Origin of the sequence: Wolbachia endosymbiont (group A) of Andrena fulva, assembly GCF_964026815.1 — a bacterium.
Classification (GTDB): Bacteria; Pseudomonadota; Alphaproteobacteria; order Rickettsiales; family Anaplasmataceae; genus Wolbachia; species Wolbachia pipientis.
On record NZ_OZ034701.1, the window covers coordinates 745,975 to 766,429 of the forward strand.

The 20,455-nt window shown below is 35.6% G+C and carries 22 protein-coding genes; 8 read left to right on the forward strand and 14 right to left on the reverse strand.

What is annotated here, in order from left to right:
- Positions 1-4: 4 nt before the first annotated feature.
- Entirely contained in the window at positions 5-2,458 is a 2,454-nt protein-coding gene (gene lon, locus AAGD84_RS03660; RefSeq protein ID WP_155968871.1) for an endopeptidase La, read from the forward strand.
- A 113-nt stretch (positions 2,459-2,571) separates the two neighbouring features.
- Here lon and AAGD84_RS03665 read toward each other — a convergent pair whose 3' ends face one another.
- The 3 genes from AAGD84_RS03665 to AAGD84_RS03675 are packed head-to-tail and all read right to left on the reverse strand — an operon-like array spanning position 2,572 to position 4,549.
- Entirely contained in the window at positions 2,572-2,739 is a 168-nt protein-coding gene (locus tag AAGD84_RS03665; RefSeq protein ID WP_265038269.1) for a hypothetical protein, read from the reverse strand.
- A gap of 11 nt (positions 2,740-2,750) precedes the next feature.
- A complete protein-coding gene (gene ltrA / locus AAGD84_RS03670; RefSeq protein ID WP_338476458.1) occupies positions 2,751-4,052 on the reverse strand; it encodes a group II intron reverse transcriptase/maturase in 1,302 nt (433 codons plus the stop codon).
- Entirely contained in the window at positions 4,037-4,549 is a 513-nt protein-coding gene (locus AAGD84_RS03675) for a hypothetical protein (RefSeq protein ID WP_245611107.1), read from the reverse strand. The genes ltrA (AAGD84_RS03670) and AAGD84_RS03675 overlap by 16 nt, the downstream gene beginning before the upstream one ends.
- Before the next feature lie 52 nt (positions 4,550-4,601).
- On the opposite strand from AAGD84_RS03675, the gene AAGD84_RS03680 reads away from it, so the two are divergent.
- Positions 4,602-5,309 carry a hypothetical protein gene (locus AAGD84_RS03680; RefSeq protein ID WP_242049546.1) on the forward strand — a complete coding sequence of 236 codons (708 nt, stop codon included), beginning with the start codon at positions 4,602-4,604 and terminating at the stop codon, positions 5,307-5,309.
- A 192-nt stretch (positions 5,310-5,501) separates the two neighbouring features.
- On the opposite strand, the gene AAGD84_RS03685 is transcribed toward AAGD84_RS03680, so the two are convergent.
- On the reverse strand, positions 5,502-5,774 hold the full coding sequence (locus AAGD84_RS03685; RefSeq protein ID WP_213862913.1) for a hypothetical protein: 273 nt from the start codon (positions 5,772-5,774) through the stop codon (positions 5,502-5,504).
- A gap of 92 nt (positions 5,775-5,866) precedes the next feature.
- Between AAGD84_RS03685 and AAGD84_RS03690 the strand changes: the two genes are divergently transcribed.
- A complete protein-coding gene (locus AAGD84_RS03690; RefSeq protein WP_341817819.1) occupies positions 5,867-7,066 on the forward strand; it encodes a phage major capsid protein in 1,200 nt (399 codons plus the stop codon).
- A gap of 415 nt (positions 7,067-7,481) precedes the next feature.
- Here the strand turns inward: AAGD84_RS03690 and AAGD84_RS03695 are convergent, their stop codons facing one another.
- The 3 genes from AAGD84_RS03695 to AAGD84_RS03705 are packed head-to-tail and all read right to left on the reverse strand — an operon-like array spanning position 7,482 to position 9,488.
- Entirely contained in the window at positions 7,482-8,123 is a 642-nt protein-coding gene (locus AAGD84_RS03695; protein WP_012673115.1) for an amino acid ABC transporter ATP-binding protein, read from the reverse strand.
- Positions 8,107-8,754 (reverse strand): amino acid ABC transporter permease, encoded by a 648-nt coding sequence (locus AAGD84_RS03700; RefSeq protein WP_007548901.1) that lies wholly within the window; start codon positions 8,752-8,754, stop codon positions 8,107-8,109. The genes AAGD84_RS03695 and AAGD84_RS03700 overlap by 17 nt, the downstream gene beginning before the upstream one ends.
- Entirely contained in the window at positions 8,754-9,488 is a 735-nt protein-coding gene (locus tag AAGD84_RS03705; protein ID WP_264723312.1) for a substrate-binding periplasmic protein, read from the reverse strand. Before AAGD84_RS03705 ends, AAGD84_RS03700 begins: the two co-directional genes overlap by 1 nt.
- A gap of 125 nt (positions 9,489-9,613) precedes the next feature.
- On the opposite strand from AAGD84_RS03705, the gene AAGD84_RS03710 reads away from it, so the two are divergent.
- Positions 9,614-10,069 (forward strand): arginine repressor, encoded by a 456-nt coding sequence (locus tag AAGD84_RS03710; RefSeq protein ID WP_065094904.1) that lies wholly within the window; start codon positions 9,614-9,616, stop codon positions 10,067-10,069.
- A 53-nt stretch (positions 10,070-10,122) separates the two neighbouring features.
- Here the strand turns inward: AAGD84_RS03710 and tatC are convergent, their stop codons facing one another.
- From tatC to AAGD84_RS03730, 4 genes are all read right to left on the reverse strand, one after another.
- A complete protein-coding gene (tatC, locus tag AAGD84_RS03715) occupies positions 10,123-10,884 on the reverse strand; it encodes a twin-arginine translocase subunit TatC (protein WP_012673114.1) in 762 nt (253 codons plus the stop codon).
- Positions 10,881-11,978 carry a type I glyceraldehyde-3-phosphate dehydrogenase gene (locus tag AAGD84_RS03720; RefSeq protein WP_341818164.1) on the reverse strand — a complete coding sequence of 366 codons (1,098 nt, stop codon included), beginning with the start codon at positions 11,976-11,978 and terminating at the stop codon, positions 10,881-10,883. The genes tatC and AAGD84_RS03720 overlap by 4 nt, the downstream gene beginning before the upstream one ends.
- An 840-nt stretch (positions 11,979-12,818) precedes the next feature.
- On the reverse strand, positions 12,819-13,472 hold the full coding sequence (locus AAGD84_RS03725) for a transposase (RefSeq protein ID WP_138264789.1): 654 nt from the start codon (positions 13,470-13,472) through the stop codon (positions 12,819-12,821).
- Positions 13,473-13,509: 37 nt separating this feature from the next.
- Positions 13,510-13,716, reverse strand: coding sequence for a hypothetical protein (locus AAGD84_RS03730; protein ID WP_182309225.1), 207 nt, complete (start codon positions 13,714-13,716; stop codon positions 13,510-13,512).
- 563 nt (positions 13,717-14,279) lie between these two features.
- Here AAGD84_RS03730 and AAGD84_RS03735 point away from each other — a divergent pair.
- The gene (locus AAGD84_RS03735) at positions 14,280-14,813 is read left to right on the forward strand and encodes an HK97 family phage prohead protease (RefSeq protein WP_264723310.1); all 534 of its coding nucleotides are present in this window, start codon (positions 14,280-14,282) and stop codon (positions 14,811-14,813) included.
- A gap of 136 nt (positions 14,814-14,949) precedes the next feature.
- Positions 14,950-16,785, forward strand: coding sequence for a hypothetical protein (locus AAGD84_RS03740; protein WP_341817820.1), 1,836 nt, complete (start codon positions 14,950-14,952; stop codon positions 16,783-16,785).
- Here AAGD84_RS03740 and AAGD84_RS03745 read toward each other — a convergent pair.
- From AAGD84_RS03745 to AAGD84_RS03755, 3 genes are read right to left on the reverse strand one after another with little or no spacing between them, the layout of a single operon-like run.
- Complete coding sequence (locus tag AAGD84_RS03745) at positions 16,765-16,890, reverse strand: hypothetical protein (protein ID WP_341817821.1); 126 nt, start codon at positions 16,888-16,890, stop codon at positions 16,765-16,767. The two genes, AAGD84_RS03740 and AAGD84_RS03745, sit on opposite strands and share 21 nt — an antisense overlap.
- Before the next feature lie 11 nt (positions 16,891-16,901).
- Positions 16,902-18,203, reverse strand: a complete 1,302-nt coding sequence (ltrA, locus tag AAGD84_RS03750) for a group II intron reverse transcriptase/maturase (RefSeq protein WP_338476458.1) — start codon at positions 18,201-18,203, stop codon at positions 16,902-16,904.
- A complete protein-coding gene (locus AAGD84_RS03755) occupies positions 18,188-18,700 on the reverse strand; it encodes a hypothetical protein (RefSeq protein ID WP_245611107.1) in 513 nt (170 codons plus the stop codon). Before AAGD84_RS03755 ends, ltrA (AAGD84_RS03750) begins: the two co-directional genes overlap by 16 nt.
- Between AAGD84_RS03755 and AAGD84_RS03760 the strand changes: the two genes are divergently transcribed.
- Together AAGD84_RS03760 and AAGD84_RS03765 are read left to right on the forward strand one after the other, a co-directional pair.
- Positions 18,689-18,841 (forward strand): hypothetical protein, encoded by a 153-nt coding sequence (locus AAGD84_RS03760; RefSeq protein ID WP_341817822.1) that lies wholly within the window; start codon positions 18,689-18,691, stop codon positions 18,839-18,841. The two genes, AAGD84_RS03755 and AAGD84_RS03760, sit on opposite strands and share 12 nt — an antisense overlap.
- A 100-nt stretch (positions 18,842-18,941) precedes the next feature.
- A complete protein-coding gene (locus tag AAGD84_RS03765; protein ID WP_265037747.1) occupies positions 18,942-19,961 on the forward strand; it encodes an IS110 family transposase in 1,020 nt (339 codons plus the stop codon).
- The last annotated feature ends 494 nt before the right edge of the window (positions 19,962-20,455 follow it).

The following is a 20,455-nucleotide window of genomic DNA, read 5'->3' on the forward strand; positions in this document are numbered from 1 at the left end:
TATTATGAACATTGAACGTGCTGTAAGCTCTAGTTTTACTGCATTGCCAGTATTACCTTTAAGAGATGTAGTAATTTTTCCAAATATAATGGTGCCTTTATTCATAGGCAGAGAAAAATCTGTTAATGCACTAGAGTATGCAATAAGTAGTAGTAATCACCAAAATGAGATTTTTCTTGTAGCACAGAAAGATGGCTCTGTTGATAATCCAGAGCCTGAAGATCTTTATGAAGTAGGTGTGTTAGCAAGCATTGTACAACCGTTAATAAAATTACCTGACAATGCAGTAAAAGTTATAATCCGGGGGATAAGAAGGGGAAGAGTTGTAGAATATATTAGCTCTCATACTTTATTACAAGCCAGGGTAGAGTTAGACAGTCATTATAAAGAAGATGAAGACAATATTGACTTAGAAGCTTTAAGGCGATCTGTTGTAGACGCGTTCGATAGCTGGTGTAAGCTAAACAAGAAAAATCAGCCCGAGGTTGCCATTAACTCCATTGATCAAATCAAAGAAGTTGATCAACTTGTAGACACGGTAGCTTCACATTTAAATATAAAAGTATCAGATAAACAAAGCATACTTGAGGCTTATGACCCAGAAGAGCGTTTAAAAAAAGCTTTTGCTTTTATTGAGAGAGAAATGAGTATTTTGAACGCACAAAACCGTTTATATAAGACAATTAAATCGCAAGTTGAAAGCACTCAGAAAGTTTACTACCTTAACGAACAATTGAAAGCTATACAGAAAGAATTAGGCGAATTTGAGAATGGTGATGAAGGGAATATACTCAATGAATTTGAAAAAAAGATAAATGAAACAAAGCTTTCTCAGGAAGCAAGAGAGAAAGCTATAACTGATTTGAAGAGATACAAGAAAATGAATCCCATTTCTCCTGAAGCTACAGTTATATCTAGTTACTTGCATTGGTTGCTTGAGTTGCCATGGGGAAAGTACAAAGATGCAAAAATTAACTTAAATGCAGCTAAGAAAATCTTAGATGAAAATCATTATGGCATAGAGAAAGTAAAAGATAGAATAATAGAATTTTTAGCGGTATTAAAAAGAGTAAAAGAGATAAAAGGTCCTATACTTTGCTTAGTTGGACCGCCAGGTGTTGGTAAAACTTCTTTAGCTAAGTCTATGGCAAGAGCAGTAGGAAGAGATTTTGTTCGCATAGCTCTTGGTGGTGTGCGTGATGAGTCTGAGATACGAGGGCATAGGAAAACTTATATTGGCTCAATGCCTGGTAAAATCATTCAACACATGAAAAAAGCTAATTCATGCAACCCGCTTTTTCTGCTTGATGAAATAGATAAGATGGGTTCTGATTCGCGTGGCGATCCTGCATCGGCATTACTTGAGGTTTTAGATACTGAGCACAATAAACACTTTACGGATCATTACTTGGAAGTTGAGTTTGATCTTTCAAGTGTAATGTTTGTAGCTACGGCAAACAGCTTAAATTTACCACATCCTTTGCGTGATAGGATGGAAATTATACAATTGTCCGGGTATACTGAAGATGAAAAAATCAGTATTGCTACACACCACCTTATTCCGAAGTTAAAGAAGGAGCATGGTTTGTATCAGAAGGAATGGGACATAACTAATGAGGCGTTATACGAGTTGATACGTTTATATACACGTGAAAGTGGTGTGCGGAGTATGGAAAGGGAGCTTGCAAAGCTCATGAGAAAGGCAGTTAAAGAAATATTGACTGATAAAAATAAGAAAATATCCGTAGGGGTTGACAATTTACAAGATTATTTAGGGGTACGTAAATATACCTTTGGCATTGCGGAAAATGAGAGTTTAGTAGGAATAGTAACTGGGCTCGCCTATACTGAAACAGGTGGTGATATTTTGATGATAGAATCAGTCCTAATTCCGGGCAAGGGAGAAATAAAATACACAGGAAAGCTTGGAGAGGTTATGCAAGAATCTATAAAAGCTGCGTATAGTTATATTCGATCAAATTGTTTGTTTTTTGGTATAAAGCCCGAAAAATTCCAAAATAATGATATACATTTACATGTACCTGAGGGTGCGGTACCAAAAGATGGCCCTTCTGCTGGCGGCGCGGTATGTACGTCTATTGTTTCTCTTATGACGAATATACCAGTTAACAAAAATGTTGCTATGACAGGCGAAGTGACATTGCGTGGTAGAGTTTTAGCTATTGGGGGCTTAAGAGAAAAATTGCTTGCAGCGCTCAGAGGATCAATCAAAACTGTGATTATACCAAGTGAAAATGAGAAAGATATGCAAGAGATTCCGGCAAGCATCAAAGAGGGGATCAACGTAGTTTTTGCTAAGAATATTGATGAAGTTATGAAAGTTGCTTTAATGCACCCTACTACTCCAATTGATGGTGATGATAATCAAAATAGTGTGCCTTCCTCTATAGAAAGTAAAGATGATACTTTTCCTATGTCGGAAACATTGAAGCATTAGATTAAAAAAATATTATCAATCTCCATTTCTCTTTTATCCGGCAAAAATCCACCAACTTGTGCATCCCATAAGGATATGACTTGCTTTGTTGTTATGTCATTCATATTTTTTACTTATTCTATCTCCCAGTTTAATTCAAGTAGATGATATATTATAATAGTCCTTTTGTTCGGTAGAAGCTGTAGCTTTACTCCTCTCGTTTGAGTTTTATTACTACAACTCCCCCTAAAGAACCGTGCTTGCAGATTTCCCGCACACGGCTCATCAATATTAGTTTTCACAGTCGTCCCTCTTATGCATATAAAGAAAAATGTATTTTTGGCTTTGGTAATGGATTTACTTCTACGTAGTGTACAAACTGTTCCCAGGTCATACTCTTTTTCTGACTACGCCGATTTATCCATTTAAATGCTAGCTTTCTTACTGATGTGTAAAATTGTTTCAAACACCAATAATTTCCGCTAATACCAAAGTAGTTATAGTGTCCTGTTAATTTAGCCTTCAGTACTTGCCACCAATCTTTAAGTCGAATACTTCCGCGGACTATTTTCAACCACTCCTTGATTTCTTTTAGTTTTCTGGCTAGATTTAACTTAGAGGTTTTATGTCCCATCATTAATCTACCACGACGACTTTTTGCACCATAGTGCGTAAACCCCAGAAAATTGAAACTTTCCGTCCTTCGTTTCTCTCTTATCGCTCGTTGCCACTCCCTCTTGCCAAACTTTACTACTCTGGTCTTGTTTTCAGATACTTCCAACCCAAATTTATTTAGCCTTTGTTTCAGTAATTCCAGAAATTCTTCCGCGTCTACCTTACTTTCGCAACAAACCACAAAATCATCGCAAAACCTTATTACTTGTATATATCCTCTGGATCTTGGTTTAAATTTCTTTTCTATCCATAAATCCAACACATAATGTAAGTATATATTTGCTAATACAGGACTTACTATACCGCCTTGTGGTGTACCTTGTTTTGTTGCTTCATAATTTCCAGCTTCGACTATCCCTGCCTTGAGAAACCGCTTTACTAACCACAGCAAATTTGGGTCAGTTATTCGTTCCCTTAGACACCTCATTAGCCATTTATGCTGTATATTATCGTAGAACTTCTTGATATCCACTTCTACAATGTAGTTTATTGGCTTGTACATAACTGCTTTATCTAGTGCATTTACCGCTTGATGACAGTTTCTTCCTGGTCGAAATCCATATGAGCTGTCCAGAAAGTTTGCCTCGTAAATATTTTCTAATATCTTCTTCAGCATAATCTGTACTAATTTATCCTCGGTCGATGGTATTCCGAGTCCGCGTTTCTCTTTACTTCCAGCTTTCGGTATATATACCCTCTTTACTGGTTGTGGTTGATATTGCTTCCTCTTCATACTTTCTACTAGCACTTCGAGTTTCTCATTCAGATTTTCTCCGTATGATTCCACTGTTATCTGGTCTACTCCACAAGCCTTGTTACGCTTCAGTTCTTTATAACATCTCGCAAGATTCTCTGTATTTATCAGATGGACTAACGATGTGAATTTTAGTCGCTTATCTTGCTTTGCTCTTACTGCTATCTGGTTTAGTTTATATCGCATGTTATTCCTACCTCCGTTGTATTGGCATAGCAATCCCTATTCCAGTTACTATATTGCTGATCGCTTCCCCTTGTACGTGGCTTTCCCACATTCTGAGTACTATCAATCAGTCCGACTTCCCCTGCATCTTCCGCTAGTTCTTGCCTTTGTTGACTTGTTCCAACGTACCTTAATAGGAATGCATGGGATCTCCCAAGTTCACTTGAAGTCCATTTCAATACATGGCACGGTCTCAGATCCCGATAGAGTGAGTGATAACTTGCCTTTACGTTATCCTTCATGCTGTCTTCCATGGCCATGAACATGTCGACCTCTATGTCTTCAGGTATTTCGGGACTCCACTCCTTCACTTCCGTTGTGCCCTGCATTGTCCATCCCACTAGCTCTATTACACTCGTTACCTCATGCAACATAGTGGTCTGTTCCAAACTGTTGGCTAGACTTTGTTTGTGTTGGATTTTCACCAACTGTTCTCCAAGCACTTCTTGGCGCACCAAGGAATTCCGCTCAAAATTACCAGATAAGGAAATAGAGGAATATTCTGGCAAATTGAATAAGCTACATATCTACCAGTGCAATAAGCATATAATAGAAAATAAGAAGCTATATCATTATACAATAAATGGGAAAACCCATGCTATGGGTCAGCATGGGCATAATTTTGTCAAGAGTTTAGAAGTTATCTTGAGGAATAAGCCACAAATTTCCTTAGAAGAGGTAATTGATTTTATGGAAAAAATAATTAATTTTGGTATTGATAGTTGTTATGGAGCATTTGAGATGATATTTGAATCTCGCTCTGGTGTTACAATAGATGATGCAGTTAATTTTGTAAAAGATAGCTTATCTAGTAAATTTTATAGATTCCATGGCAGTGGGATTTTCAAAGTAATATTAGAACTTAATCCAGAGAGCTCTCTTGAAGAGATAGAGAAACAATTTAGCAAAGTAGTAGATCCTTACTTTCTTAATGCTTGGAGTCGAGAAAGTGAAAGGGCTTTTGCTAAGATATGTAGGTTATGTAGAGAAGGACATGTGGAGAGTATGCAGAAATTTGATTTTAGCAATTTTAATTTAGATCAAGATAGTGCTGGAGCATTAAGAGCACTGTTACAGTATTGTGTTGACGTTTCTAATCAAAAAGCTTTAGGTGATTCACATGAATTGCATAGAGAAGAGATGGAGGGGATATATAAATTTGATGATAATTACGATTTAAATTTAGATAGTGATCATAATGATAGTATCTGGCATTGAAATTATACTACAATAATAAAATAACTGGATAAAAATTATCACCAAAAAAATTCAAAAAAGTGCTTGACATAAAAGAACGAACATTATATAGTGTCATTATCTTTTATTTTACCTCGCTTAATTTAATTACTGGATTAAGCTTACAGTACTAAGCGTGGCACAAAGTGCCACGCTATTTTCCGGTTTACATTTTCAACAGATAAAAAATGATGCCATTTCAGTGCCAAGCACATAACTGTACGGATATTCATTTTTAAAGGTAAATTGCACAACAGATGATGTCATTCCAGTGCTTGACACTGGAATCCAGAAATTTTGCTTATAACTGAGCTGATGAGCTAAAGGTAGTTGTCTTACGCTAAAACAAACGTTTTTAATTAAGTTGCATAGAAGCTGGATCCCAGTGTCAAGCACTGGGATGACAAGAAAGGGAGCACTGGAATGACATCGTTTACTATGTACCATATTGCAATATTCGTACAACTGTGGGAAACATCTATGGATGCCATTCCTATTACCTTATTTCCATTTTTATTTCATTTTCAAAGGAGGCTATTATGTCACTTACCGATATCGCTCACCGTATCAATGAACTCGCTTCATCATGGGAGCAATTTAAATTAATAAATGATCGCAAACTAAAAGAAATTGAAAGCAAAGGGCGTGCTGATTCTGCAACAATTGAGCAGCTATGCAAGGTAAATAATGCCATTGATAGTTGCAAAGAGCGTTTAGACTTGATCGAAACTGCAGCTCAACGCCCAGAAGTAAATACAGATTTTAGCACAAGCGATAAATATTTTTCTGATTATATCCGCAAGGGAATGGAAAGCGGTTTATCACACAAAACCCTCAGTGGAGATGACAGTGATATCGGGGGGTATCTAGTTACTCCGCATATTGTAAAACGCATAAACAAGCGCGTAACTGATTCGTCCCCAATGCGACAAATATGCTCCAGTCAAAGAATCTCTACTGAAACATTGGATTACATTATAGAAGATTTTGACCGCGCCGGTGCAGGTTGGAGCAGTGAAACAGTAGATGATGAGGACGGTGGCAATAAGTCTAAGTATGATTTTGCAAAAGATACGGACACGCCCAAAATCCAAAAGATTTCCGTCACAACTTACGAGTTATATGCTCAACCACAAATATCACAAAAGTTACTCGATGATGCGTTTGTCGATGTTGAGAGTTGGCTGGTGGAAAAGATTGCCGAGACTTTTAGTAAGGAAGAAAGCGAAGCCTTCATTAAGGGTGAGGGCACTTTTCAACCAAAAGGAATTTTAGCTTATGAAAATGGAAACAGTTATAATAAAATAGAGCAAGTTAAAACTGAAAAATTAGATAGTGATTCAATAATGATGTTGTATTACTCTCTGGACGAATATTATTCCAAAAATGCGTCATTTTTGATGAACAGGAGTACGTTGAAGGATATCAGGCTGCTAAAATCTCAAACAGGTCAGTATCTCTGGCAGCCAAGTCTGTCGCTTGAAGCTCCAGATACTTTAATGGGAATACCAGTATATCAATCTGCCGATATGCCACCAGCGCCAAACAATCAGCTACCAGTAATTGCGGTGGCAGATTTCAAACAAGCTTATAAGATTGTAGATAACAGAGGAATGAGAATATTAAGAGACCCTTATACGAATAAACCTTATGTGAGGTTTTTTGTCACTAAGCGTGTCGGCGGAGAGGTTGTAAACACCAGTGCTATTAAATTGTTGAAAGTTGCGAGCAAGTACTAAAAACTTCCGCAGCATCATCTTTATAGCTGATCAAAGCAACACGTCATACCGCGATTCATTCCATAACTGTACGAACATTGTGATTTTGGCCCATCAGGAGGGTGTCATCCCAGTGCTTGACACATATAGCTAAACTAATTTAGATTTACCGACAGTTTGAAAAACAAAAATTCGTCATTCCGCTACTTGTTAGCGGAATCTATGCCGAGATACCGCGAATGAATCGCTGTATGACGCAGGAAAACCTTGCTTCTTACATTATGTAATTTTATTTTTAGCGTTGCTTCTTACATTATGTAATTTTATTTTTAGCGTTGCTTCTTATATTATGTGATTTATTTTCCATAATGTATATTATGTAATTTTCGATGCTAAGATCTGCTATAGCTCTCAGTATGATATGAGTGATTCTCTTTTAATAATTATTTTTTAAATAGTTTGTTGGTTCATCAATTTCTTTAGGATTGATATCTACAATTATTTTTCCGTTTTTTAACAGAATAATCCGATCTGATATTTTTGTTAAAAAATCCAAATTGTGAGAAGCGATAATCATAGTAATACCCATATCTCTAACTGATTGTAATAGTTCCACAACGTCGACTATTGTTGCTACATCTAAACCAGACGTTGGCTCATCGCATAATAGAATCTTTGGATTCATCATTAAACTTCTGGCAAGCGCAACCCGCTGTTTTTGCCCACCAGATAGATTATTAGGGTAATCATTTTTTTTAGAGGCAATACCCAAAGACTCAAGTAGTGAATAACTTTGATCCTGAGTTTTATTTTTAAGCTTGGGAGCGTATGTAAGATTTTCCCAGACAGTCATATGTGGGAAAAGTTGAAAATCCTGAAATACAAAACCAGTACTATCATTGCATTCAATGCTACCAGAATCTAAAACTTCGAGTTTTTGTATACAACGTAACAATGTTGATTTACCACTACCAGAAGGACCAGCAAGACCAACTATAGATTGTTCTATAATCAGGTTAATATTATTAAGTACTGGAATATTATTAAATAATTTACAAACATTATGCATTTTTATCATATATACCTTTCTGTTCAATCTTTTTGCCTATATATTCAATTAGTAATACAAGAGCGTAATAATAAGCCCCAGCAAGACAAAGTGGTATAAAATAAGTAAATTGTTCTGCTGCAAGCATTTGCGCAGAGCGCATAATATCAACACCACCAATAGTAGAGATTAATGCCGTTTCTTTAAGGAGTGCAATGATCTCATTTATCATTGCAGGAAGAATATTTTTAATAACTTGTGGTAATATAATATCTCTCCACATATAGAAACTAGGTATTTGTAAAGTTTTAGCTGCTTCAAACTGGTTTTTTGATATAGTTTCAATACCAGCTCGTAAAATCTCAGCAATATAAGCACAGCTATTTAGACCAAATGCTATAATGCCAGCACTAAATATGTTTAATTTAATTCCTGCAATGGTTGGAGTCATAAAATAAACAACACTTAACTGTAATATAAGGGGGGTGCCACGTATTACAGATATAATTCCATTAATTAATGGAATACAGATCTTATTATATCTGAGTACTGAAAATAACCCTCCTAGACTCATACCTAAAAGCAGTCCTCCAATCAATAATTTTAAAGTAAAGGCAAGGCCTGTTCCAACAAACAAGAAATTAGAAATTAATTCTTGCATCAGTTATCTCCTAGCCATTTTTCTGCTATCTTTTGTATTACACCTTTACTTTCTAAACTTTTTAACGCCTCGTTTATTTTATCCTTTAAATCAGATCCTTTATTCACAGCAATAGAATAACCATTATCTGACTTAGCGATGGCTGACCATGATAGACCAGGATTTTTTTTGCTAAATACTTTACCTTGGAATTCATCAATTAGGACGCCATCAACATGACCAGACTTTAATGTTTCTACAGCTTGATTATTATTGTCTATAGCAATAATTTGAGCTGTTGTAGGAACATGCTCTTTTAGCCAAATTTCCATGACAGTTCCTAGTTGAACGGCTATCTTCTTGTGAGTTAAGTTGTTTATACCGGCTATGGGTTTATTTTTGTGATATAGAATACCAAATTCCCCTGTATAATAACTATTTGAAAAATCAAAATTTTTTTCACGCTCTTCTGTGCTACCAATAGTAGATATAGCAGCATCTACAGAATTACTTTGTAATGCTGCAAATATAGCACTAAACTGCATATCTTTAAACATTGCTTCTTTACCTAACTCTTTTGCTACTAATTGAGCAAGCTCAATGTCAAAGCCAGTAAATTTACCATTTTCATAATATTCAAAAGGTGGATAATCTGCAGAAATTGCAAATCTAATGATATTATCGTGTTTATCTTCCTTGCATCCTGTTAATAGAATACTTATCACTATAATAGCATTTAAAATATATTTTTTCATATTACTAATTTATATTCATGTTTTATTCATCTTATGAGTATAGACATTAAAAATTGAATAGTCAAGAAATAATGAATATAATTTCAAATATACTTATTACATATTCAATATGAGGAAAATGCATAATGCATGACAACACACTAGGTGAACATATTTTAAATATTATTCAAAATCACGAAATTTTAGAGCAGAGCGATTTACAGACCTTGCTTAAAGAAAGAGGGCACAACATTCCTCAGGCTACTTTATCAAGAAAATTAAAAAAACTTAAAATTGCCAAAGTTGCTGGTGTATATAAAGTAATCGATATCAACCAGTATCAATTACCATTGATACTTAATATGCAAATTTCGGATTTTGGTTTAATAGTACTACATACCCAACCAGGACAAGCTAGCAGTCTGGCTTACTTTCTAGATCAGAAGTATGTTATTTATTCATTAAATAATAGCAAAAACATAGGAATTATAGGAACTATAGCAGGTGATGATACAGTATTATTGATCATCAAAAGTAAGGCTGAACTTAACAAAGTATTACAATCAATTTATGAAACATTTCCATATTTAAGTCCTGAATAAGAATGTTGTAAGTTAAAAATGTGATATAAAGGAGATAAGAGGGATTCCTTTGTTTAAATCTTTGTCTTCTTTTTTTCAATATACCTACATATCAGAATGGACAATTCATATAGAATCAGCATTGGTATTGCAAGCCCTACTTGGCTTAATACATCAGGTGGAGTTAAGATTGCAGCGATAATAAAAATTACCACTATCGCGATTCTGCGTTTATTTGACAAACTTTGTGTAGTAAGTAACCCTACCCTCACCATCAATGTGAGTATTACTGGAATTTGAAATGCAGTGCCAAATGCAAACATAAATTGGAGAACGAGGTCTAAATATTCGCTAACTGATGGCATAAACTCTATTGGTATACCGAAAGATTTCCCACTATGTTCAAAAGTGATGAAAAACTTCCAGGCTAAAGGAAATATATAGTAATAGACTACAGTAGCTCCCGTTACAAATAAAACCGGTGTTGCAATCAAGTATGGCAACAACACTGCCCTTTCACTTTTATATAACCCAGGTGCTAAGAACATATAAAATTGCCATGCAAACACAGGAAAAGAAAACAAAAGTGCGCTCATTATTGCAACTTGGAGATACACAAAAAATGCCTCTGTTAAGTCTGTGTAAATTAAAGAAAAACCTTCGCTACCTTTTGTTGCTTCTATTAAAGGTGCGAGTAAAAAACGGTATATATTTTCCTTAAAATAATAACAAAAACCAAAAGCAACGCAAAAAAATAGAAAGCAAAAGATAACTCTTTTTCTGAGTTCCGCAAAGTGCTCATAAAATGAGGCGTATTTGTTTGAGTTCCAGTTCATACTTTACTATAGCTCAATAATGCTATGTCTAACATTCTCAGCGAAAAAGCCCACTCATTGTCATACCACGCTGCAACCCTGCATATATCACCTGTAACATATGTACCAGTTAAATCCACAATTGCACTATAAGGGTTATGCACAAAATCTATTGAGACTAAAGGTTCCTCGCATATAGAAAGTACATTTGACATTGGATAACCCTCTGTCATCCTAGTACCCTCTGATGTCATCCGAGTAGCTGACACTGGGATCCAGAAATTAGATTCCAGCGTCACGCGCTGGAATGACGTAGAGGAGAGAGCTGCATCCTTAAACATTTCATTGATTTCTTCAACGGTCGCTTTCTTATCAGTCGTAAATGTAAAATCAACCATAGAAACATTGCTAACCGGAACTCTGACGGCAGTGCCATCTAGCTTTCCTTTTAATTCAGGAATGACAGAACCAATTGTTTTTGCTGCCCCGGTTGTAGTTGGCACCATAGATAATCCGCAAGCTCTTGCTCTACGCAAATCTTTATGATTACCATCAAGAACATTTTGATCATTCGTGTAGGCATGTATAGTAGTCATAAAACCGCTTTTTATGCCTAAACTAGAATGTAGGACTTTCACAATCGGAGCAAGGCAATTTGTAGTGCAAGAACCTGCTGATATCACTTTATGCTCTTTTTCGAGCATATCGTTATTCACACCATAAACTATAGTGACATCAGCATCCGGAACTGGAGCAGAGACAATTACTTTCTCTGCATTGTGCCTTATTGCTTCTTCACGTTTGTTGAATGCACCAGTACATTCAAGTATTACATCAACATTCCAAGGAATATTTTCAGGGCTCCGTTCTCTATACAAAGAAAACTTTCTGCCATTTATGGATAGCCAATTTTGAGACTCATTAAAATCAATATCACCACTGAATTTGCCATGAACAGAATCATATTTAATCAAATGTGCATGCTGCTTTGCACTGAGTGACCCATTTACAGCCACGACTTCTATTTGCTCACCATATTTTTCTATTTCATAAATAGCACGCAATACACTTCTGCCTATTCTACCAAGACCATTAATTCCTACACGAATCGTCATCTCTTCATTCAAAAAATTTAATTATAGAGGATATCACTTGATATTTCATTCTATTCTTTTGCTTTTCTATCGATATGAACATTATAGCAAGGAGACAGGGCTAAAAACTTGCTTGACAAACTCCGCCAGCCCCCTTATCATGGTACTGAAGCTATTTATTTATCTTCTCTGTACAGATTAAATGACAAAAAAACTCACGTATCTGGCGTCTCATGTTTAATTTTTTGCACTATGTGCACCTTATGTCTTTATAAAATTTCTAGGTTTTTACCTAATATAAGCTAAAATGCGCTTATAAAGCATTTAAAACATAAAAAAACGCCAACTTAAAAAATGGATAGTGAATAACTAGCTACTCTAGGGTTTCTTTTGCCTTTTTTTCTGTTTAGTAAATTTCTTAACGTTTATAATTTAGATTAGTTGCGGTTTAAAAGCAGCTGAGTCGTGGTTATTAAACGTTTAGAATAAAAAAACGCCATACTTGAAAGTATAATGTAAGTAATTAGCCAACCACGGGGCTTCTTTTGCCTTTTTTTCGTTTGGTAAATTTCTTAATATTTATGGCTAAAGATTGCACGAATGTTGCAATTACAAAAGCGTTTCTACTAGGAGGGTGTCATCCCAGTGCCCAGACACTGGGATCCAGGAATTTTATTAAGTTGGTAAGCATAAAAGTAGCCGTTTTACGTTACAATACAATGTTTTGATGATTATGGAAAGGCTGGATCCCAGTATCACGCACTGGGATGACAAAAAAGAGGCTACTCGGATGACAAGAAAGGAGCACTGCTATTATAGAGTGAAATGAGATCCCAGATACTGTCTCTGCTGTCAAACAAATTATCCAACAAAATTACAATTAAATGGTTGATTATTTTTAAGAATACCAAAAAAGACATGCATTAATTTTCGCATTAACGCAAGAACTATGACTTTTGGACATTTGCCTTTACTTGCTAGACGCTGACAAAACTTTTGAAAATGATTATTATGGTTTTTGACTACTATAGCTGGCATATAAAGAGCTTTTCGAATACGCTCAGATCCTATTTTGCATATGCAACTTCTCTTACTTACTGACGATCCCGATTGATAATGTCCTGGATTTAGACCAGCAAAAGCTGTAAATTGTTTAGCATTGTCAAAGTTATCAACTGATGGCATTTCTGCGACAACAGCAACAGCAGTAAGATATCCTATACCTTTTATAGTCTTAAGGTTTTCCACCATATTTTTTAGATGTGGATAGTTATTTATATGCTCATTAATTTCTTTTTCGAGAACAATAATTTGCTCCTCTATTGCCAAAATTACTTTAGATATAGCTTCTTTGCAACTGGAATGCATATTTTTGTTTTCCAAGCGATTTGTCTGTTGCACCTTATCATCTTTTAGCGATTGCATGCAACGGTAAAGCTCCCTCAAATGCCTCATTTCAGGTGCAATGGGCTTCCAAAGAGCAGGTTTGTTGGCGATACAAAATCTAGCTATCATAGCTGCATCTGATTTATCTGTCTTATTTCTGAGCAGCTCACTTTTGCCAAAAGCTTTCTGGGTTTACTATACTGACATTATGTCCTAAATCGTGCATAAAAGTAGCCAAATCTTCTCCATACCAACTAGTTGCTTCAAGACATAAATGAGTAAGATTTGCTCCATGGCCATTGCACCAAACTACAAGTTTTGCAAAACCATCTTGATTATTTTGAAAGACTTTGTGTCGTTTTTTACTGTCCACTAACAAACATCAAATTTCTTTTTTGAAATATCCACACCCAAAATAGCATTTACTTGCATAAAATTGCCTCCAAGACTATAAATAAACTGAGAGTTTAGACTAACCTTGTAATACGGGATATAATTCCAAAAGATACTGTTCAGTCTTTAACTCTATGGGAGGGAAGCAAAATCTGGCTTAATGGCATTAGTGTCGCATCAGCTTCACCCTCCCTGTGAGGTATTTTAGCTCTAATGCCTCACATCATAAAGATACAAGTGTCACGCACTGGAATGACATCATAGGGGCTTGCATGACATCATTCTTTTTCTTGGATCCAAGTAGTCAGGGCACTGGGATGACATCATAGAGGCACTAGGATGACACCTTGACAATCGTCATTCCGCTACTTGTTAGCGCCGCGGTGGTATGACGTAGAATTTTATAACCCAGTGTCCAATCTGGATTCTAGTTAGCGTTTTTAGTAACTAAGAAAAGTGCTTCCCCCTTTTAGAGCACTGCATATAATAGAATTATATCGCAGTGCATTGCGAAACAAAATTCCCAATACTACAGGAGGCTTTATGAATAAGAAATTTCTCTATTCACCATTGTCAATAAAAAGCATAGGAGAAAACGGTGTATTTTCTGGTTATGCTAGCGTTTTTAATATAGTTGATAAACAAAATGATCTGATCTTACCCGGAGCATTTAAGGAAAATTTAAACAGAAATAAAATAAAACTCCTTTGGCAGCATAATCCTGACGAACCTATAGGTAGCATCATAGATATTTATGAAAATGATGTTGGTCTATATATAATTGCACATTTACTTTTGGGTATTCAGAAAGCAGAAGAAGTGTATTTGATGCTCAAAACTGGGGCAATTAACGGACTTTCCATCGGCTATATACCTATAGAGTATGATGTTGATCATAAAAGCGGAGCTAGAGTGTTAAAACAAGTGGAATTATGGGAAGTCAGTTTGGTCACTTTTCCTGCAAACTTAGCTGCTCAGGTAATCAATGTGAAAAATCAGAACAATGAACAGGAAATGTTAGCAAGGGCGATAGGAAAAGCAAATGCTGTACTTACAGACATGTGTATTTCTGCTTAAAGTGTATTATGCAGGCAAAAGCTTTACCATAATTTGACAACCCGCGTTAGTATTTATTTAACATTTATACTAATATATATAACTTTATCACTATTAAAATTTTCTGTAAATTAAAGTTAAAAAACAAGGTAATTTTATGTCAAATATTAATAATACGGTTAATTATGAAATTAATGTTAAACAAAAATACAGTTGGTCTACTGTGTTTGCTTGGTTGTACTTAAAAACGATTGGACGAATACTACCAAAGAAATGGAACAAATGGGCGGAAAATATTCTATATTACGATAAAGCTACTGGAAGTCATACTGATGGTCTTAAAACAACAGATGAAAGTGCTCAAATTGATTTAAAACCTGGAGTTGCAGTAAAAGAGAGTCAAAGTGAAGCAATAAGTAAGGATGAAACTACATTTCAAAATACGACAATGCAGACCGAATACGTTGAAACAACGGATAAAAATATTGAAGCTGATTTAAAACCTGAAGTGGCAGAAAAAGAGAGCCAGAGTGAAATAATAAGTAAGGATGAAACTACATTTCAAGATACGACAATGCAGACTGAATACGTCAAAACAACGGATAAAAATATTGAAGTTGATTTAAAACCTGAAGTTGCAGAAAAAGGGAGCCAGAGTGAAATAATAAGTAAGGATGAAGAGGTTCAAACTGAAGAAAATAGTGAGTTCACTGATGAGAGTTGTTTTGATACTATAGTAAATGATGAATTCATTGATGAAGACTACGATAGTATGGAAGAAGTAAGCATAGAGGAGGATGAAGAATTGAATGAACAACTGAGTCAGGAACTAGAACTTGAGCGTGCACAAAATGACTTTTTAGAAGAGGAAAATAGAGAGTTAAGGTCTAAACTTGCAGAATGCGAAAAAGATTATACGGAATTGGAAGATGTTTCAGGCCAACTAGAGGAAGAGCTCTCAGCAGAATTAAAGGAAAAATCTAAATTGATATTTGGACTAAGCGAAAGATTAATTGAGTGCAACATAGAATCTCTAAATGAAATAAAAAGACCTCTGATTGAAGTAGAAAAGGATATGAAAATAAATAGTTTAATGCGGTTAAATGAAGAATCAGATGAAGCGTTACAAGAAAAGCTTGCAGAACAAGAGAAGTTGATAGAGCAGTTACAAAAGGAACGGAAGCAAGCAGAAGATCAATCAAAAGCTGATATTAAGAAACTACAGGGAGAAAAAGAAAACATGGAAGAACAATTAAAAATAATGCAACAACAACTGTTAAATAATCAAGAACAACAAAAGTTGGAAGAAAAGTTAAAAGGTGTTGATAAAAGGTTAGAAGATATTGATGGAGAAACTAAAAAATCACAAGAACAAACAAAAGCTCACAAGCCAGATGCAGTGAGTTTGGTAAGCACAGTATCTACTGTAAAATCAACTACAGGCTCTAGTAAATCAACCCTTTCAAAATTACGAAACTTGCCCAATAAGCTTTCTAGGGATAAGGGTCTCAATAACTTTTTATCTAGGAAAAACGAGGAGTTAAAAAAAGGTTTTCCTGAATTTAAAGAAAAGCACTTTTGCCATAACGTGCTTGATGAAACCATAAAATCTCTATCAAATCAAGATGATGGCAAATTTGAAAGCAGTAAGCTGCTTGAATTATTAGAAAGTGATTTGAAACAATCCGCAAGGGAGATCATAGAAGCTAAGGTTAAAGAAGTTGTCAATAAACATTGCATTGAAAAAAATATAAAAGAACTACGAGATGGCACGTTAAAAGCCAAGTTATCACCTTCTGTTAGAAAATGCATAAAAAAATTAGAATTTAACAAACAAGAAGAAGGGGTAAATAAGATTGTAGACTCTATCTTGCACAGCTTTAATAGCAAGAATAATAATAATAACGACTCAGGAGAATTACTTAAAGAAATTGTTGTGAAAGAGCTAGTAGAAGCTAGAATGAGATTTTTTTTAGATAAGATTGTTCGGTAGAAGCTGTAGCTTTACTCCTCTCGTTTGAGTTTTATTACTACAACTCCCCCTAAAGAACCGTGCTTGCAGATTTCCCGCACACGGCTCATCAATATTAGTTTTCACAGTCGTCCCTCTTATGCATATAAAGAAAAATGTATTTTTGGCTTTGGTAATGGATTTACTTCTACGTAGTGTACAAACTGTTCCCAGGTCATACTCTTTTTCTGACTACGCCGATTTATCCATTTAAATGCTAGCTTTCTTACTGATGTGTAAAATTGTTTCAAACACCAATAATTTCCGCTAATACCAAAGTAGTTATAGTGTCCTGTTAATTTAGCCTTCAGTACTTGCCACCAATCTTTAAGTCGAATACTTCCGCGGACTATTTTCAACCACTCCTTGATTTCTTTTAGTTTTCTGGCTAGATTTAACTTAGAGGTTTTATGTCCCATCATTAATCTACCACGACGACTTTTTGCACCATAGTGCGTAAACCCCAGAAAATTGAAACTTTCCGTCCTTCGTTTCTCTCTTATCGCTCGTTGCCACTCCCTCTTGCCAAACTTTACTACTCTGGTCTTGTTTTCAGATACTTCCAACCCAAATTTATTTAGCCTTTGTTTCAGTAATTCCAGAAATTCTTCCGCGTCTACCTTACTTTCGCAACAAACCACAAAATCATCGCAAAACCTTATTACTTGTATATATCCTCTGGATCTTGGTTTAAATTTCTTTTCTATCCATAAATCCAACACATAATGTAAGTATATATTTGCTAATACAGGACTTACTATACCGCCTTGTGGTGTACCTTGTTTTGTTGCTTCATAATTTCCAGCTTCGACTATCCCTGCCTTGAGAAACCGCTTTACTAACCACAGCAAATTTGGGTCAGTTATTCGTTCCCTTAGACACCTCATTAGCCATTTATGCTGTATATTATCGTAGAACTTCTTGATATCCACTTCTACAATGTAGTTTATTGGCTTGTACATAACTGCTTTATCTAGTGCATTTACCGCTTGATGACAGTTTCTTCCTGGTCGAAATCCATATGAGCTGTCCAGAAAGTTTGCCTCGTAAATATTTTCTAATATCTTCTTCAGCATAATCTGTACTAATTTATCCTCGGTCGATGGTATTCCGAGTCCGCGTTTCTCTTTACTTCCAGCTTTCGGTATATATACCCTCTTTACTGGTTGTGGTTGATATTGCTTCCTCTTCATACTTTCTACTAGCACTTCGAGTTTCTCATTCAGATTTTCTCCGTATGATTCCACTGTTATCTGGTCTACTCCACAAGCCTTGTTACGCTTCAGTTCTTTATAACATCTCGCAAGATTCTCTGTATTTATCAGATGGACTAACGATGTGAATTTTAGTCGCTTATCTTGCTTTGCTCTTACTGCTATCTGGTTTAGTTTATATCGCATGTTATTCCTACCTCCGTTGTATTGGCATAGCAATCCCTATTCCAGTTACTATATTGCTGATCGCTTCCCCTTGTACGTGGCTTTCCCACATTCTGAGTACTATCAATCAGTCCGACTTCCCCTGCATCTTCCGCTAGTTCTTGCCTTTGTTGACTTGTTCCAACGTACCTTAATAGGAATGCATGGGATCTCCCAAGTTCACTTGAAGTCCATTTCAATACATGGCACGGTCTCAGATCCCGATAGAGTGAGTGATAACTTGCCTTTACGTTATCCTTCATGCTGTCTTCCATGGCCATGAACATGTCGACCTCTATGTCTTCAGGTATTTCGGGACTCCACTCCTTCACTTCCGTTGTGCCCTGCATTGTCCATCCCACTAGCTCTATTACACTCGTTACCTCATGCAACATAGTGGTCTGTTCCAAACTGTTGGCTAGACTTTGTTTGTGTTGGATTTTCACCAACTGTTCTCCAAGCACTTCTTGGCGCACCAAGAGTTACAACTGACATCAAGCATAAGAGATAAATTTTTATCTACAGATCAGGGAATGTGTAATCAAACTCAAGGAGGAGTAAACGAATACCAATTAACAGAAAAAGCTAAAAAAGAATACACATACTGTAATTGCTATTGAATGATGGAGAGACATACTCCATTATTTTAGCACGAAGTAACAAGTTCAATAGAATTAGTTCTTCAAAAATAATTTAAACTTTTACAGTAGGAGCAGCCTCATGAAATATTATAGTGGATTAGATGTCTCACTCAAGGAAACTTTTATCAGTATCATTGATGAGAAAGGAAAAATTGTTAAAGAAGAAGTTATTGTAAGTGAAAGCAGTACAATAGCGGAGTATTTGCTTAGTCAAAGCAAAAAATATGAAGCAATAGGGATAGAAAGTGGACAACTATCAATATCAATGTGCAAAGAATTGAGGAGATTTGGATTGCCAGTAACTTGTGTAGATGCAAGGCATATGGCAGCAGCATTGTCTGCAAGAATCAATAAGAATGATAAAAATGATGCAAGAGGTATAGCACAAATGATGAGAGTTGGGCTATTTAAAGAGGTATTAGTAAAGTCAGATGAAGCTTGTCAGATTAAAATAATGCTTGGAAGCAGAAGACAATTAACACGTAGCAGAGGGAAAATTGAGGGAACAATAAGAGGATTATTAAAAATATACGGGATAAAAATTGATCAGCGTGCCAGATCTACAAGTTTCGTTTTAAAAGTGCAAGAAATAATTAATGAGCTAGATGAAATTAGCAAGAACTCAATTGAAGTATTAGTACATAGCTTAGAAACAATAGAAGAATCGATAAGAAAACTTGACAAAATGCTCTCAGAGCAAGGTAAAAAAGATGAGGATTGTAAATTATTAACTACTGTTCCAGGAGTTGGTATTATAGTAGCAATGACATACAAAGCTGCGATAGATGATGCATATAGGTTTGAAACATCTTATGCAGTTGGAGCCTATATGGGATTGAGCCCAAGACAGTACGCTTCTGGAGAGATTGATCGGCATGGAAGTATATCAAAAATGGGACCAGTAGAATGTAGGAATGTGTTGTACGAAGCAGCACAAGTCTTACTGGTAAAATGTAAAAGGAAATTTAAATTGAGAAGCTGGGGATTGAGGCTTGCAAAAAAGAAGGGTATGAAGAAAGCAATTGTTGCCGTAGCGCGGAAGTTGTCTGTAATTATGCATAGGATATTGGTTAGTAAAACAGAATTTTGTTATCAATAAATGCAAAAAGTAGATAATTTGATGTAAAGTAAAGATAGCAATGCCGATGGAAGGGATAAGCAAGATCCTAGGTTGAAGCATAGACTTCGTAAGACACATGTTGCCGTCCACTTCCGCCTAACAAGTATAGTGCGGCTTGGCTAAAATACAAATTAGCCATATCAGACCGCGGAGAGAACCATGGAAGCATGCTATTTTAACTTATATTAAGACTATGGAGGGAAAGAATGATACCTTAGTTTTTATAAGCTTAATGAATATGTGGATAAATACTTTAAATGTGTGTGGCGTGTGTGGCGTATTTATCCACATATTCATTGGCTGCATAATTTAAAAGGGATTAATTAGAAATTTAGTGCTGGTGTTTTTATTGCCAATAAAACCCCTTTTGATTGAATAAGATAATACGATAGTAAATAAAAGGTTGTATCAGACCTGAGTTTTACATCAAAAAATATTTTTCATGATACAAAAAATTATTATTGACTTTCATG